Origin of the sequence: Kitasatospora sp. NPDC036755, assembly GCF_040636595.1 — a bacterium.
Classification (GTDB): domain Bacteria; phylum Actinomycetota; class Actinomycetes; order Streptomycetales; family Streptomycetaceae; genus Kitasatospora.
In genome coordinates this window covers 19,040-35,384 of sequence record NZ_JBEZUT010000047.1, presented here as the reverse complement: position 1 = coordinate 35,384, position 16,345 = coordinate 19,040, and the positions used below count along the sequence as shown (strand labels likewise).

Annotated in this window: 10 protein-coding genes and 1 CRISPR repeat array; of the genes, 1 reads left to right on the top strand and 9 read right to left on the bottom strand. The window is 70.0% G+C overall.

Annotated features, from left to right (window positions below):
• Positions 1-334: 334 nt before the first annotated feature.
• The 8 genes from cas3 to AB0E96_RS10235 form a co-directional block, all read right to left on the bottom strand.
• Positions 335-2,749, bottom strand: coding sequence for a CRISPR-associated helicase Cas3' (gene cas3 / locus AB0E96_RS10270; protein ID WP_359820936.1), 2,415 nt, complete (start codon positions 2,747-2,749; stop codon positions 335-337).
• A 25-nt stretch (positions 2,750-2,774) separates the two neighbouring features.
• A complete protein-coding gene (gene cas5 / locus AB0E96_RS10265; protein WP_359820933.1) occupies positions 2,775-3,452 on the bottom strand; it encodes a CRISPR-associated protein Cas5 in 678 nt (225 codons plus the stop codon).
• Positions 3,449-4,474, bottom strand: coding sequence for a type I-B CRISPR-associated protein Cas7/Cst2/DevR (gene cas7i, locus AB0E96_RS10260; protein ID WP_359820930.1), 1,026 nt, complete (start codon positions 4,472-4,474; stop codon positions 3,449-3,451). The genes cas5 and cas7i overlap by 4 nt, the downstream gene beginning before the upstream one ends.
• Positions 4,471-5,904 (bottom strand): hypothetical protein, encoded by a 1,434-nt coding sequence (locus AB0E96_RS10255; RefSeq protein WP_359820927.1) that lies wholly within the window; start codon positions 5,902-5,904, stop codon positions 4,471-4,473. Before AB0E96_RS10255 ends, cas7i begins: the two co-directional genes overlap by 4 nt.
• On the bottom strand, positions 5,901-6,629 hold the full coding sequence (locus tag AB0E96_RS10250) for a CRISPR-associated endoribonuclease Cas6 (RefSeq protein ID WP_359820925.1): 729 nt from the start codon (positions 6,627-6,629) through the stop codon (positions 5,901-5,903). The genes AB0E96_RS10255 and AB0E96_RS10250 overlap by 4 nt, the downstream gene beginning before the upstream one ends.
• A 291-nt stretch (positions 6,630-6,920) precedes the next feature.
• A CRISPR array of direct repeats spans positions 6,921-7,855; the repeat unit is 29 nt; unit sequence GCCTCATCGCCCCTGGGAGGGGTAGCAAC.
• Positions 7,856-8,903: 1,048 nt separating this feature from the next.
• The gene (locus AB0E96_RS10245; RefSeq protein ID WP_359820922.1) at positions 8,904-9,470 is read right to left on the bottom strand and encodes a hypothetical protein; all 567 of its coding nucleotides are present in this window, start codon (positions 9,468-9,470) and stop codon (positions 8,904-8,906) included.
• Positions 9,471-9,646: 176 nt separating this feature from the next.
• On the bottom strand, positions 9,647-12,178 hold the full coding sequence (locus AB0E96_RS10240; RefSeq protein ID WP_359820919.1) for a hypothetical protein: 2,532 nt from the start codon (positions 12,176-12,178) through the stop codon (positions 9,647-9,649).
• A 471-nt stretch (positions 12,179-12,649) separates the two neighbouring features.
• A complete protein-coding gene (locus AB0E96_RS10235) occupies positions 12,650-13,669 on the bottom strand; it encodes a hypothetical protein (RefSeq protein WP_359820916.1) in 1,020 nt (339 codons plus the stop codon).
• A 603-nt stretch (positions 13,670-14,272) separates the two neighbouring features.
• On the opposite strand from AB0E96_RS10235, the gene AB0E96_RS10230 reads away from it, so the two are divergent.
• A complete protein-coding gene (locus tag AB0E96_RS10230; RefSeq protein WP_359820913.1) occupies positions 14,273-15,133 on the top strand; it encodes a DUF5655 domain-containing protein in 861 nt (286 codons plus the stop codon).
• Positions 15,134-15,531: 398 nt separating this feature from the next.
• On the opposite strand, the gene AB0E96_RS10225 is transcribed toward AB0E96_RS10230, so the two are convergent.
• Entirely contained in the window at positions 15,532-16,344 is an 813-nt protein-coding gene (locus tag AB0E96_RS10225) for a hypothetical protein (RefSeq protein ID WP_359820910.1), read from the bottom strand.
• Between the last annotated feature and the right edge of the window lies 1 nt (position 16,345).

The window sequence follows — 16,345 nt, the reverse complement described above, 5'->3', positions numbered from 1 at the left end:
TGCAGTGCGCCCCAGTTGGGCGCTCATCGCGGTCGACAAGGGAGAAGGCTCTCAGGCGCGGGCGCGGGCAGAGCGCATGGAGCTGCCTCCCCTTAAAGGGGCGATCCTGAGGAGGGACCTTCGGCTTCGAGCCTTGGGAGTGGTAGTTGGTACCCCTTCCAGGGGCGATGAGGGCCTGCCGAGAGCCTGTGGGTTGGCGTGTTCGCGCCCACGTTGCTACCCCTACGAGGGGACGGCGAGCGATTCCTGCGCTTGGTCTCCGTCGACCTGGAGTTGCTACCCCGGTGCGGGGCGATGAGTGGACCTGCTGTCTTGTGAAGCTACCGGCGATCCGTTACACGACCTGGCCGGTCTGGTAGGCGTGTCGGTGGGGACCGCGGACTGCGAGGAGACCGAGGTCGGGGTCGTAGTCGGCGTCGAGGATGCGGACGTTGAGGGCCTTCTCGTAGCGGCTGAGCGGGGCGGCCCAGGCCGGCATGGGGATGAGGTATTGGTCGGCGACGAGGCGTCCTTCGGCGGCAGTGCCCTGGGTGAGCGCGGTGGTGTAGGCGGCGCGGTGCTGTTCGAGGATGGCTTCGGTGCCGTCGAAGAGTTCGTCGAAGGTCTGGGCGAGGTCGGTGCGGTCGGCGAAGGGACGGCGGAAGGTGAGGAAGGCGTTGTCGAAGATGTCGCGGTGGGTGGTGACTTCGTTGTGCCAGCGCTGGCCCCAGCCGGTGGCGTAGATGGTGTTGAGCCAGACCGTCGCGTCGGCCTCGTTGATGATGCGGCTCTGGTGTTCGAGCAGGCGCTGCCAGCCGGCCTCGACCGGTTCGCGGGGGTAGATGCCGTCGGCGTACTCACCGGGCTGGTTGCGTCGGCGGGTCCAGGTCGGTGCGTGGACGATGACGTCGGCCGGCTCGCGGGCGCCGAGGCGGTTGACGCGGCCGAACCGCTGGAGGAGGGCCTCCAACGGTGCGGCGGCGGTGAACAGGACGTTGAAGTCGAGGTCGAGGCTGACCTCAATGACCTGGGTAGCGACCAGCAGCCCGGGGAGGCGGTCAGCTGCTGCGCTGGCGAATCGGGCGCGAATGTTCTGCTCGATCCGGTTGCGGTCCTGTCGGGTGAAGCGGGAGTGCAGGAGGAAGGCGCTGTCGTCGCCGTGGAGGGCCCGGCAGTGCGGGGCGAGTTCGGTGAACAGGGCCAGGGCGTGGGCGACGTTGTTGGCGACGACGAGGACGCTCTGGCCCTGGTCGAGCCGGCCGCGGATCTCGTTGGTGGTGGCCGGGTTGGTGAGGTGGTGCTGACGGACCTGCAGGCGGTGGCGGGCCGGCAGGCCGAGATCGGGGGTGTCCACGAGCGCGGGCGTCTGGGCGAGCGTGTCCTTGAAGAGGTCGGCGAGGACGTCGGGCAGGGTGGCGGAGACGACGGCGATCCGTCCGCCCAGGCGCTCCCACAGCCGGGCCGTGGCGAGGATGTAGCCGAGGCGGCGGGAGTCGTAGGCATGCAGCTCGTCCAGGATGAACACCGAGTTCGCGGCATCCACGAGCAGGCCGGCGTGGGCCGGGCCCGCCAGCGCGGCGCGGAGCAGCTGGTAGGGGGTGCCCACTCGCACGCTCTCGCGGAAAAGGCGGGTGGCCGCTGCCCGGGCCAGGGCCTTGGCGGCCTCGCTCTGCTGGCAGGGCCCGGCCTGCTCGTCTTCGTCGGGGTTGTCGGTGGAGTGGATGGCGGCGGCCAGGTGGTAGGAAGCTGCGCGGGAGTGGGCGACGCCGACCAGCTCTGGGTCGCCGAGCAGGTCGGCGAAGCGGTCGGCCATCGCGTTGATGGAGGCGAGATAGGGCAGGGTGAAGAAGACCCTGGGTACCCCGCCCGTGTGCCGGGCGAGCTCGGTGACCTGGCGGGCCGCCCAGAGCAGCACGGCCTCGGTCTTGCCGCTCCCGGTGGGCGCGCGCAGGAGCAGGTGACCGCTGGTCTCGGCCGCGCGGAGCTGGTGCTCGCGCAGTACGCGGCCCGTGGTGGCCATCTGCTCTTCGAGGGCGGGCCGGAAGCGGTGGTCGAAGGGCTGGGAGGTGTGGAGACAGCCGTGGGCGGAGGAGAGGTGGTCGGCGACCGTCACCGCTCCTTGGAGTAGGACGGCGGCCAGGCCGATGTCGGCGGCCACCCGCCGGTCCCAGCGGTTCAGCAGTTCGGTGAGGATGCCGTGCGCCGTGTCGGTGAGGCTGGTGCTGCTCAGCGTGCCGGTCTTGTGGGTGGTGGGGAGCAGGGCGCTGGCCGCGGTGGTGTGCAGCCAGCCGAGCAGCGCCGTCACCGTGTTCTCGTCGATCGGGCCGATCCGCTTCGCGAGTTCGTCCGGTGTCAGGCCGTCGTAGAGGAAGCGCAGATCGCGGCCGTTGCTGCCGGTCATGGCGCGGTGGTGGGTGGCGACACCGGCCGCCACCCACCCGAGGAGCTGCTCGTCCGGGACCAGGGCCGGTAGGAAGCCCAGGGAGACGATCTCGTGCCGTTCGCCCCAGGAGCGCACCCGGCCGAGGAGCATCTGCTGGCAGCCGTCGGGGAGTTTGCCGCCGTCGTGGTACAGCCCGCTCAGCTGGGCGGCCAGCCAGAACCGGCCGTCCAGCACGCGCTCGGCGGCCTCGATCCGGCCCACCCGCCGGGCGAGCTCGATCCCGGCCGCCAAGGTGGCCGCCAAGTGCACCGTCAGCTCTTCGGGTGGCACGGCGCCGCGGGCGCTCTTGGCCAGCAGCGTCCGCAGGGGATCGGCGCTCGTGCCCAAGATTGTCTCCTTCTTCCTTGCTGGGTCAGGCCGGGCTGACAGTGGTGGTGAAGTGGGCGCCGGGGTGGACGGGCGGCAGCAGCAGGACGGCCTGGCCGTCGGCATCCGACCAGCTGCCGGGCACCGGGGTGCTGCTGCGGGCGGTGGCGTCGTGCCGGTAGTCGCCCCAGACGGTCCGCTCCCGCCCCGGGGCCACTGCGGTCGGCAGCCGTAGCAGCGTGCCCTGGGCCTTGGGGAAGGCGGGGACGATGGCGCCGCGCTGCTCCCCCTCGGCTGGGGTGAGGACGGTGTGGTCGAGGCGGATTCCGACGAGGTCCTGGCTTCGGCCCAGCCGCAGCGGCCACACCGGCCGCCGCAGCCGGCCGCGCCACGCCTCGGCATCGTCCAGCAGCCAGAGGTGCACGGTGGCGTCGGCGAGGAACTCCCGGGTGCGCGGGACCGGGGTGGTGGCCTTCCCAGTGGCATCCAGCGGGTGGTAGGTCTCCAGGTCGACCCCGGTACCAGCGGCGTGGAAGGCCATGGCGAACCGCAGGCCGACGTCGACCTCGTCCCAGCCGCCGGCCGCCGCCGCGAGCATGCCGGCGACGGTGGATGGCGGCGGGCAGGGATGAGTGACTTGCACACCGGCATACAGGTGGTTGCGGAAGGAGACCACCGGCGCGGTCAGCGTCACCCGCAGCGCCGTGACCGAGGCGGCCGTCATGCCGCGGGGTCCTCGAACCAGGCGTCGTGCTCGCCCGCACCGATCCGGTCGGCCAGGCCGTTGAGGATCACCCGGGGGTGCCCGAAGACCACGGCGCCGCTGTCGACGAGGTCGGCGAGGTCCTTGACCGCCCTCTCACGCTGGTCGCCGAGGAACCCGGGCGCCCAGCCGACCAGCACCGGACCGTCCAGCTCGTCGCGCCACGCCTCGATCTCCTCGCGCAGCACATCGGCCTGGAAGACAGGCCGGCCGTCGTCGGCGCCGACGATCCGGGCGAACGGGTTCACCCCGCCCTTGACCGGGGCGAGCAGCACCAGCGCCGGGGCGCGGTCGCCGTAGTGGAGGGCCTGCTTCGCGCCGCCGCGCACCGCGGCGAGCGTGCGCAGCACGGTGTTCACCCGCCGCCGGCGCTCTGCCAGGGGCAGCCGCACCGCGCCGACGCTGCGCAGCACCGTCCTCTCGGCACCCGCCTTGACGGCCTCCTCCGCGGCGGCCGGGCTCAGCGCGGTACGCAGCCCCGTGCCGTCCGTCTCGAAGACGCCGACACGGGGAAGGTCCAGGAGCACGTCCCCGGCCAGGACGGCGCTGTAGAGCTCGTGGGAGTGGATCACCGGGTGCTCGCCAGGCGGAAAGTCCCGGCTCATGGTGCCGAAGTCGCTGGTGGGCCGCTGCGGGACGACCGACACGAACGTGCCGGTCGCCAGCACCGTCTCCCGGCCGTAGCTCTCCTTCTTCACCGCAACCATGTAGCCGAACAGGTCGTCGTCCATGTGCAGATCGGGGCGGCCCGCGGTGTAAGCCTGTTGCTTCGCACCGGAGCCGCTCCGGGTTACCGGCGACCGTGACTCCTGCACGGGCAGGCTGTCGCGCAGCCAGCGGCGGAACGCCTGCGCGGACACGTACGGGTGGACGTCCCGCCCGACCCGCAACTGCTTGACCTTGCCGTTGTTGTCCTCCGCCAAGCCGTTGTTCGGGGCTCCCGCCACCACATCCAGAACGATCTTGCCAACCAGGTACGTCACTGCTGCTCATCCTCCGTGTCGAACGTCAGGGCTTCGAGGTCGCGGGGATCGAGATCCTCATCGCCCGCCTCCTCCGGCTGCTCGGGCTTCCAGCCGAGCGAGTTCAGCTCCTGCAGCACACCGACCAGGAGCATGTCCCGGTGGAACCAGGCCGGGTTCTGCGAGACCGGGCTGAATAGCAGCTCGAAGCCTCGCTCGGTTACCAACGGCCCCGCTGCTCCCGCGGGCGGCTTGACGGTCCACTGCACGCCCTGGGAGGTCAGCCACCCGCGTAGCTTCGACGGGTCGCGCAGCAGGGTGCGGAAGCTCCGCAGTTGGCCGCCGGTGGTGGCGGTGTTCAGCAGCACGGCCACGTTGCGGGCGGTCCTGGCGATTTCGGCCAGGTCTTTCTCGGTCATCAGCATTACCTCGGTGGCGAAGGAGTCGAGCAGCGCGGCCAGGGCCTCGGCCCGGGAACGGTCGCACCCCAAGCGGGTCAGGGAGTTGAGGAGCCGGCCGTGGCCGGCGGCCACGATCCGGCTGGGCGTGCGGAAGACGTTGCGGGCCAAGGCCACGAGCCCGGGCGTCGACGTACTGGCGTGGGCGCGAACCAGCTCCGCGAAACCGGCACGCCGATCACCCAGCCGCTGGGTGCGGCGCAGCCACTCAGCGAGCGGCTGCTCCAGCGAGTGGGTCTCCAGCTCCTGGCCGCGGTTGTTGTTGTTGAACACCACGAGGTCGACGGCAGCGCCCATGGGGCGGCGGTGGGTGCGCAGCGCGACAAGTGCGACGACCTCCTGCGCGCCGGTCTGCCGCTTGTTGCCGTCGCCGGTGGCGGCGAGCATGCGGTTGTGGTCGACCTGCTCGACCACGGCGTGCTGGAGGAAGTCGCCGTCCCAGCTGTGCACGGCGATGGACGGGCCGCCGGTCAGGCGCACCCCGTAGGGCAGCGCGTAGAAGCTGCACAGACACGGCCAGCACAGGGCCATCCCGTCGTGGCCTCGCGGGGTGGTGTTGCGGTACGACTGGCTCTCGGCGAGCGGCACGTCGCTCTTCCCGTAGTACCCGACCGCCTGCCGTGAGCACAGCGAGCACACCGTGAGCGGCCAGCCGGACGGCGGGGGCAGAGTCCGCCACTGCTCCACCCGCTCCGCGATCTCGGCGTCGGTGCGCTTGCCATTGCTGGGGTGGTTCATCGCGGTGTTGGGGAAGAATGAGTAGCTGACCTTCAACCAGAAACCGTCCGGTGCCTTGCTGTCGCGTCCGAGCGCCGCACGCAGCGCGTCCCGGGCCATCTGCGACAGCGCCGCCTCGAACTCGGCCTCGGTGGTCTCCTCCGGAGAGCCGTCGCCGGCCAGGGCCGCGAGCGCGAACGCCCCCACCCGCTGCAAGGGGTGCGCGGTCAGCACCAGTCGGCCCTGGCCGAGATCACCGCGAGCCGGCGCGGTCATGCCGCCACCCAGCCGAACCCAGCCGAGTTCGCCTGGCCCAGGCCCCAGCTCCACAAGGCCCGCAGCGTCTCCGGCGCTCCAGACAGCTCCACCTCGACGGCCGCCCCAGGCTTGGCACCCTGCCCCACCGCGAACGACCTCTTCGGCCCCACCCAGGACACCGACTCCAAGCTGACCCCGGCGTCCAGGCCCAAGGTCTCAGCCTTGCGCCGCAGGTTCCCCTGGAAATAGCCCGCCCACTCCAGCTCCGTCGGCAGCACCCACGCCTGACGCGGACCGCGCACCCCATCCGCGCCGTAGCCGGAGCCCTTCATCACCACCGGAGTTGACGTCCGCAACACCGCCCGGCCATCCGCGAACTCCGGCGGCTCCACCAGGCCGAGGCCCGTCAGGCGCAGGGCGACCCCGCCCCAATCCAACAACTCACGCTCCGCGAACCCTGCCGCCAGCGCCTCCACGATGGCCGGCACCGGGCTGCCGAACTCGACCACCCCCCGCCCGCCCGCCGCATACCGCCCCGGCCGCCGCCGTGCGGACGAGAACACCGGCGCACCATGCCCGAACGGCGCCATCCCGTGGGGCCCCTCACCGTGCTCGTGCAACCGGCGCCCAAGCTCGGGAGCCACCCGCCCCAGCACGTCGTAGACCACCCCCCGACCAGGGGCCAGCACGCTGCCCCACGGCACCTCCTCCGCCGCCGTCACCACGGCCAGCCGCACCCTCATCCCGCACTCCAAGGCTCAAACGGCATGACAAACCAGCAAGCTGACAAACCACCAGCCGCACAGTCCAGGACCCTAAACTGCACCACTGACAGCCGTCACAAGATTGCGCACAGTCACCCCACGGCCCCGGGGCAGCACTCGATGCCCTACCGTTGAACAAGACCACCCAGCCAACGCCAACCTGCGCACCGCAGCGCCACGACGCGGCCACCAGCATCACCGGACTCCTACTGCAGAACCTGACTCACTGACCAGTCACATCCGGCGTTTGACCTGCAGCTTTACCATCGGGCCTCATCGCCCCTGGAAGGGGTAGCAACACCAGGTCGGCCCGCGTGATGCCGCCGCCGGTGACCGCCTCATCGCCCCTGGAAGGGGTAGCAACGTGACCATGGGGAAAATCAGGCGCAGCCGGGCACGGCCTCATCGCCCCTGGGAGGGGTAGCAACGGATAGACGTCGTACTCGATGTCGGCCCGGTCCATGCCTCATCGCCCCTGGGAGGGGTAGCAACAAGTCCGCCGGGGTCTTGACGGCGCGCACGAACGCGTCTCATCGCCTCTGGGAGGGGTAACAACTCGCGGGCGCCGTTGTCAGACCCGGCTGGTAAGCAGGTCTCATCGCCCCTGGGAGGGGCAGCAACCCGTAGTACGGGACGACGTGATAGGAGTCGGCGCCGGCCTCATCACCCCTGCGAGGGGTAGCAACCTGGGGAGCTTCACCCACCAGGTGATGACCGTGCCGGCCTCATCCCCCTGGGAGGGGCAGCAACTCCTACTACCCGCTGTACGTGGCCGAGGTGACGCCTGCCTCACCCCCCCGGGGAGGGGTAGCAACACGACCACGGCGGCATAGACGCCGTGAAGTGGCTCAGCCTCATCGCCCCTGGGAGGGGTGGCAACTACGAGTAGGCGAAGCACCCGTCCACGCCGCGGGTCGCCTCATCGCCCCTGGGAGGGGTAGCAACCAGTGCAGGATGCGGACCTTGTGGAGCGGGCCTGCCGCCTCATCGCCCCTGGAAGGGGTAGCAACAGGTCTACGCTGACCGCACAGTGCTCGGAGGGCCCGACCCCGTCGCCCCTGGGAGGGGTAACAACCCGACCATCCAGTCCACCCACCCGCAGGCATCCGGCGCCTCATCGCCCCTGGGAGGGGCAGCAACCGGACGGCGAGGTAGAAGCCTCCGAGGCCGATCGTCACCTCATCGCCCCTGGAAGGGGTAGCAACTACCACGGCGTGTCGTCCGTCACCGGGTCCACGTAGTCTCATCGCCACCGGATGGGTAACCATGCACTGACGGTCTATCGGATGAAATAGGCATCTCTGGACTCATTGTCCCTGGGAGGGAGAACAATTCGAGGGTGACGGACAGCAGTTCGAAGTGCTTCGCGGACTCATCGCCCTTCGGAGGGGCAACAACGTGATCAAGGGGAATGCCGCCCGCTGGCCGCGGTCGGCTGATCGCCCCTCTCGGGGGGGGTACCAATATTGTGTTCCGCGTACCCCCGCCGTTGAGCAGGTTAGCGATCAGCCGGGCATTGACCTTGCAGCAAGTCCCATAGCCCATTGGAGGGGCTGCAATGTGGTGGCGGGCACCCGACGCATGTCCAGCGCGCCGGTCCTCATCGCCCCGCAGGGGTAGCAAGGTGATGCCGTGGATGTGGGTGGCGTGGATCGGCGCTAACTCATCGCCCCTCGGAGGGGTAACAACATCTGCGCGCACCGCTGCAGGAGGTAGGAGCACGCTGTCTCATCGCCCGTTGGAGGGGTAGCAACTCGTCGGTGTACATCTCACGTTTCGCCACGGCCAGGCTCATTGCCGTGGGCAGGGGCAGCAACGTGACGATCAGGCCGTCAGCGAGCGCGACGTACCGATCTCATCATCCCTCGGAGGGGTAGCAACCACGTGCCCTCGATACAGGACTCGGACTCCCGGCTTGGTTCATTTCCCCTCGGAGGGCAGCAACTATTCGCGGTCCTTGAAAACTGGTACCAGGCGGCCCTTCGTTGCCCTCCGGGAAGACAGCAAAAAAACAACTACCCATCTCTCCTCGGAGGGGTGGCAATACTTAGGACTCGGACTCCCCCATCCATCGGGCCAACAACTCATCGCCCCTCATAGGGGTAGCAATCCCTTAAGACCCTGCCGGACGGACAGACCATGTCCGTCCCCTCGCGCTGTCGGCGACGGTTCTCCTCGAACAGATGACGGCAGCTGATCCTGCCGGACTGAACCCGTTGCCACGCCGTATCGGTTGAGCAGCCAATGTTCCGTTCAGCGGCGTTCGACGCTGAACCCGCTGTCGTGGAGAGCGGCGGTCCACACCGCCCGGTCGAACCACTTGGTGATGTCCGGCTTGAGCGTGGTGATGCTGGCCATCCGGGCTTCCCAGTCGTGGCCGGCGTCACCGCGGGCGCCTTCACATCCCGCGCAGCCGTCCTCTCCGTGGATGTGGCCGGCCATCCAGGCGTTCACCGCGACGTTGAGGATCACGCTGTAGAGGTCGCCGCCCGACTCGACGAGCGAGTCGGGCACGCCCGCGAGGATCAGGGCCAGTTCGGGGTTGTCGAGCGGAGGCATCGGCGCCTGCGCGCCCTCGGCTTCGTCCTCCTTGGCGCTTTCCACCAGCTCCTGGTACTGCTTGGCGATGGCGTCGGCGAGTGTGTCGGCGTTGAAGTACCTCCAGGCGGAGCGCACCTGGACACCCATCATCTGGGCGACCCCCCTCATCCGCTCCTCGATGATGTCCTCCACCGTCCCCGGGCGGACGGTCACTCCGCGACGGGCCAGCGCTGCCAGGGTCTCGGCCGCTGCTTCCTTGAATGCCTTCGTGTTCCTCACGCACACCAGCCTAGGTCCCGTAGAGGACTCGCCGTCGCTACCAACCGCTTGCTTCGAAGGACAGGTGCTCGACGCACGACCACGCTGGTCGCACGACGCCCTACGGCCGGGCCGCTTCAGGAGGTGTTCTCGCCGAAGCGGCCCGATCGGGTTGCCGGATCAACCAGGCGCTGTGCCTACAGCTTCAGGATCAGCGTTTCGACATTCTCCAGCTCCGCGGCACCGGCCTTCGCGGCGTCGCGGAGCGCCGTCAGCTTCTCCATCCACTGGATCCGCTGGTCGGCCGGGAGCGGCTCTTCCTCCAACTCGGCTCGCAGGTCGATCGCTTCGCCGAACCTGCCCATGAGTTCTCGGGCAGCGGATGCGGCCAACTGATAGCTGCCCTCTACCAGTTCGATGCGCGCGGCCATCTCCTGACGCAGGATGGCGAGCCGGTCCCGGGGGTCCTGCGGTGCGTGACCGTTCGCGGTGGCCGCCGTGGCGCTGGTGGCGTTGTCCTCGGCCCCAGTGCTCGCGGCCGTGGCGGCCGTGCTGCTTCCGTGGTTCGCGTTCTGAGCGAGGTCTGGCGGGAAGGTCTCGTCGAACCATGCCTTGTCTACGACGATGCCGGTGGGCTCACCGGCGAGGTCCGGGACGAGGATCATGCCGGGCACGATCGGGCTGCGCTGGGTCTCGTCCTTCTCCGCGCGCTCGCCATAGCAGACCGGCTTGCCGCCGCCGGGGGCTTGGGGCGCCAGGACGGCGTCGGGGTGCTCGAGGACGGATCGCGCGAAGGCGAGCAGAAGGGCGCGGCTGATGTTCTCCGCCTTCGCCGTGTAAGCCATGGTGAGTGCCGCGACGGCGTTGGCCGGGCTGCGGCGCACACCCTTGCGCCCGGCTCCGGCCTCGCTGCCCTGACCAGGCGTGATGAGGGGCTGGGGGGCGTGGATCAGCGCGGGCACCATGCGCCGCACCAGCGCGGCCCAGGCCGCCGGTTCGCCGGCCTCGGCCCGCAGGAACAGCTCCTTGAGTGACCCTGGGTCCTGGCTGGCGCCCTCCTTCGCGTCCGTCACCGTGAACAGGCCGAGGGCCGCGAGGATGTTGGCCCGGTGAAGGAAAAGCTGGGCAATGGCAGCCGACCACAGCCGCGTACGGTTCTCGGCGTTCGGGGCCCTGGTCTGGCTCCACGCCGGCTCCTGCATGCTCGCCCGGACGATCGGCCAGAACGCCCCGGTGTCGCGCACCTGGCGCTTGCCGTTGCCGGGACCGGCCGGGGGGATCTCCGGGAAGACCAGCGCGGTGATCGCACGGACAGCGATGTCCCGCAGGGCGGCCGGCGTGACCTTCTCGTCGGCGGGCAGCAGGGCGGCCAAGGGGTCGAGCGGGCCGTTCGCCGTCAGGGCGTTGCGTACCCCGTCCAAGTCGAGGAGGTCAGTGCCCTGGGCCATGGGGAACGTCTCGTCGAGCAGCTCGACGAGCTTGCCGTCCTGGGCGTAGGCGTCGACGAGGGTCGCGAACAGGGCGACCAGCCGGGCTTCCTCGTCATAGGGCTGGATGCCGCGGAGGTGGTCGTTGACGTTCAGGCCCCGCAGCACGTGCTCCAGCGCGGCCGGCTTGCTGCAGCCGACGACGATCTCCATCGGCACCGTGGCGATCTTCGCGGCGCGCCGAGCGGGGTCCTCCGGGCCCGTGTCCTCTTTGGCATCGGCCTCGTTGAGGCGCTGCGAGAACTGGTTGAGGACCTCCCTCTGGTTCAGCAGCCGCACCCCGGGGTCGGCCTTGTTCGAGGGCGGCTTCACCAGGGTCTGCGGCATTCCCGTGACGATGTGCTCGGGGCGCAGGCCGAAGACGTTCAGGCGGGCCAATGCCCGGTTGTTGGCGGTGACCGCAACCATGCGCCACAGCTCGGACAGGGTTCCGTCAGCGTTCTTGATGCGCCACTGCTGCAGGACGCTCATGCCGCGCGAGAGCTGGCCTGCGGCGACCAGCGACTCGGCGAGGTCGTATCCGCGGGTCCTGCCAAAGCGCTCCAGGTGACCGGCGGCGTAGCGCTGGACGTGGACGGCCTGTTCGTAGGTCTGCTCGGCGAGGACGAGCGCGGCCATCGGCTCGCCGTCCTCCTCGGCCGCCCGCACCACGGGGCGCGGAAGGCGGTTGCCGAGCGAGGTGAGCAGAGCGGTCTTCCGGCGCTCGGCTTCGCGCACCTGCTCGCTGGCGTCCGCCAGCTTGCTCTCCGCCGCGGCAAGGGCGGTGGCGTAGTGGGCGTCTTCGCTCGGGGCGCGGCGGCGGGTCTCGCGCTCCTTCTCCGCAGCCTTGTGCGCCTTCTTGGCGGCGTCGAGCGCGGTCTCGGCGGCGATCAGCTCGGCGACGCGCTGGGCGGCTTCGGGGCTTGGAGGGGACCAGATGCCGACGGTGCGGTCGTTGAGGTCCCACGGGGACACGGACGCGCCATGGACGTCGGCAATGAGCAGGAGGACGCGGTCGTTGCCCGACTGCACCACCCGTGACGCCGTGGGGTTGAGGACCTTCCTGTTCCGCAGGGTACTGATGAGCTTCTTGATCTCGGTCTCACCGAGGGCAGTTGCGAGGCCCTCCGTGATCGCGGCGCGCGGCGGGGGCACCAGCCCCTGGTCCTCGCAGGTGTTCTTGATGGCATCCGCTAGGCGCTCACCCCACGACGGAAGCCCGATGTATGGGTAGATGCCGGCAGGTCGCTTGGTGCTGGCCATGAGGTCTGTCCTTCTCCCGGCCGAGCCGGGCAGCAGGGCACGCCTCCGTCTCTCGGGGGCGCGACACGCGCCCGAGGACTCAGCCTCGTGCCAGCGGGAGACCAGCTCCAGGGTTTGGAAGGCGTCCTGGGCGGCCCGCTACGTACGATCCAACGGCCGGCGCCCGCAGGGCGATCACACCTGACGACACCCACGGGTCGGGTGTCCGGGATCTCGCGTCTGTTCTCCTACTCCGCCGACGGCGGCACGAGGCAAGCGGCGGTGATGAACCACCGACGTGTGGCACCGACTGTGCCAGCGCCCTGGGCACGACAGCGAGCATCAACCGAGTCGTCCACTCGATCGGGTGAACTTCCCCCCAACTAGCTTCCGCAGGAAGCAAGTTGCGGATTTGAAAGGCGGGAACCCACCCGGCGGACGCTCCGCGACGATCGCGTCGACCGAGCAGAAGCCGCGTGGAGCGTGGACCGGCTACAGCGCCGCGGACCGATCGGCGACGTCCTCCGCGTCGAGGTGCGGGGTGCCCGCCGCCAGAGCTGCGGGCGGACCCGCCGGGCTTCTGCCCGGCAGCAGGCGGCGCCACCAGGTCGGCCGGGCGGACGCGGGGGCACGCAGTTGCGAGTAGCGCACCACCGCCTGCGGGGTTGCCGTGCGGACCCAGATCGGGGCTCCGACGATGATCCGGTGGGTGCCTTCGAAGTCGGTACCGCCGAGGTGCCAGCGCTCGGGATCGAGCGTGACGTCGCTGTAGACCACTGCCAGCCACTCCGCCTCGTCAGCGTGTCCGAGGGCCCACGGGAGCGTCCATGGCTCCTCCGCTTCGCTCTCGGAACGGTCGCGGTCGCCGGTGGCGATCTTCAACGCCTCGAACGCGAGCTCTTGTTCGTCCCAGCCGCAGGTGCTGCGGGTGCCTCGGCTCTCGAGCAGCTCGCTGACCGCGTACCAGGCCGAGGAGGTCCCACCTTCGACGGCTTCGCCCGTGCGGAAGTCGGCCGCGTTGTCGACGCTGCCGAACAGGCACAGATCGACCCGCCGGCCGGAGCCGTTCCGGGTCCGGGCATGGAGCACCACACCCTTGTCCCGCTGGGGACCGACGGTGAAAGCGGAGAACGCGACCCTGCCCAGGCCGCCGGCGAACCGCGCCCCCGGCTCGTCATAGGTGACGGCGATGCTGCCCCGCAGGGCCTTCGCCAGCCGGTCTGCCGTCTTGCGCCTGCTCCGCTCGTAGCCCTCCGGCCGCTGGAAGGCGAAGACCGGGAGGCCGAGGCCGAACACGGACGTCGGGCTACTCGCAGTGGAGAGCCGCCATGGAGCCTCCAGCCGCAGGCCGTTGTCGCGCGCGATGACGCGGATCCGCCGCTCCGACCAGTACCGGTATGTCGTGACTTCACCGATCCGCCGCACCTGCGCCTCCTCAAGTGCCGTGAGCCTACCGGGGACCGCACCGACCTCCAGCCTCTGCACAACACGACCGCCCGGCCCGTTCGTCACGCAAAGCAACCAGTTCAACGGCTTCGATGAGTCCGCAAGCCCTCCGCGCGGGGCAAGGCGGAGAGCGGGTAACGTTAGCAGCAACCGCCAGTCCAGCAGTTCCTCCGCCAACGGCGTTGGCGGCGAGGAGACCTTGCCAACCTCGTCTGCATGATTCGCTTCAGCATCCCGATGCTCGGACTTCCGGAGGAGCCGCGGGCAACTCGTGAGGGCGACGTCAAGGCTCTCGAGGCAGAGGCGGCGACGGGAATCTCCAACCAGGGCTGTGTCTGAACGCTCCTGCAGCGCGTGGGGTCGCGACGAACCCGGTGGCTCAGAACGTGACCCTCACCGGGATCGGGACATCTATCGGGGTGCCGCTACCGCAACTGCCCCAGTAGAGCCGCCATGTCAAGAGCAGCGCCGAGCGGGGGTCACCCCTATTCCCCGAGGACCTAAAGTGCGATAAACGCAACAAGCACTAGATTGCCCGACTTTCGGCATGTATCTTTTCCGGTCCATCGCCGGGTGGTTCGGTGGATGGTGTGTGCTGGGGGGTACGTGGCGGGTCTGCAGGTGTTCCGCGTTTCTGATGGGGATGTTCGTCGTGTCGAGGGCGACACCGTGGAGCTGGAGCGTCACCTCCAGGCTCTCGTCGAGGCGAACATGGAGGAGATGCTGGGCGGTGTCCGCTTCCTGGCGAGCGAGTACTCCACCGGTCCGGTGCACCGGGGCCGGATCGACAGCCTCGGTCTGGACGAGGACGGCAGCCCGGTGCTGATCGAGTACAAGCGCACGAGCAGCGAGTCGGTCCTCGCGCAGGGCCTGTTCTACCTCTCGTGGCTGGTGGAAAACCACGCCGAGTTCGAGGCGCTCGTCGAGCAGCGGCTCGGCGCCGAGGTCGCCGAGCAGGTGGACTGGAGCAACCCGCGGGTGGTGTGCATCGCGGCGGACTTCACCCGGTACGACCTGGTGGCGGCCGGGATGTCCCACCACCGGATCGACATGGTGGTCTACCGGCGCTACGGGGACGACTTGGTGACGCTGGAGCTGGCGGCGTCGGTCGCCGGCGGGTGCGGCACCCTCCCGGGCCGGCGGACGGAACTTGCCCGCCCGGTCGCGGCCACCCGCCGGACGGTCACCGACGTCCTCGCGCAGGCCAGCGGCGAGATCCGCGGGCTGTACGAGGAACTCGACGCCCGCCTGCTCGACCTGGGCGAGGGCCACGCGGTGCCGCTGCAGCACTACGTTGCCTACCGCCGCCGGCTCAACTTCGCCTGCGTCCGGGTGCTGGCGCAGGCGCAGGCTCTGGTCGTCTTCCTGCGCGTCGACCCGACGACGATCCAGCTGGTCCCGGGCTGGACCCGGGACGTCCGGAGAATCGGGCACCTCGGGACGGGCGAGCTGGAGGTCCGCATCGGGTCGGTGGAGGACCTCGATCGGTCGATGGAGCTGCTGCGCACGAGCTACGCGGCTGCCGCGTAGCTCGTCTACGGCGATGGGCCGCACCCCTCGAAGGGGTGCGGCCCATCGCCGTAGGTCGGCCCGGTCGTCCAAGGGCCGGGCCCGCGGGGCGGACCGTACCTTCAGCGCTGCCGGGTTGGCCGGGGCGGCAACTACCGCCGGCGGGGCCGAGAAAGCGGGGGTGCTGCGGTGGCGGTCGGTTCGCTTGCCCGCGGGGCGGAGGCCGACTTGATGGCCTGCTGGATGTGGGCGCGACGGGCGGCCCAGCGGCTCAGGTCGCGCTGGTAGGTCCGGGCTTCCTCCCCTCCGGCAAGACTCGGGTGAGGGGCTGCGGGCTGACGGTCCTGGGGGTTCGGCTGTTCGATGTATTGGTCCTCTGCGTCAGGGGATGGCGACTCCCGGTACCGGGAGTCGAGCGGTCAGTGCCCTCGGTGGTGCTGCGGTTCTCGGGCCATCGCGGTGATCAGCGCACGTTCACGGACCAGGTCGGCGTGGACGTCGGGCTGGTCTGGGGCGAGGGCTTCGATGGCGCTGTCGATCGCGTCGAGGGCTTCGGATCGGCGCCCGAGGCTCCGCCAGGCGGTGGCGGTGCGGAAGAGCATGATCGGGTCGGTGTCGTCGAAGGTGGGCCAGGCGGCCAGCTTGAGGATCCGCTCGGCCTGGTCTGGTAGTCCGTCTCCGAGCCACAGGCCGTGGAGCAGGGCGTGGCAAACCTGGGGGTTGTCGCCGGCCTCGGCGAGGCTGCGGTCCAGGGCATCGAGGGCACCGGGAACGGAGCTTCCGAGGAGGGCGAACGCGGTGAGGGCGCGGGTGTATGGATCCCAGCGGATTCGCTCACTCCCCGGGACCTGTTCGAGCAGCTGTTGGATACTGCGGCACCGGAAGTCGAAGCGGAGGGCGGCGAGGTGGATGTGCCGGAGCGCCTGGGCGTGGGTGCGGTCGGTGCCGGGCTGGGTGAGGTGGTCGGTGCCGGCGAGGTGGGCGAGGGCGCTGTTGCGCCGGCTGCGGGCGTACCAGGTGAGGTGGTTGACCAGCGCCGCGCTCGTCTGCCAGTCCGCGTTGGCGCGGCTGAGCCAGCGAGCGGCTTCGGAGGGCCAGGGTCGGCCAGCGTCGATGTCGTGTTCGATGAGGGTGCGGATGGCGGCGAGTGCGGTCGGGCGGAGGTCGTCGCGGTGGACGGCGGCGGCCAGGGCGGCGTACGAGCCGGGGGTGTCGAGCAGTCCGCGGATCATG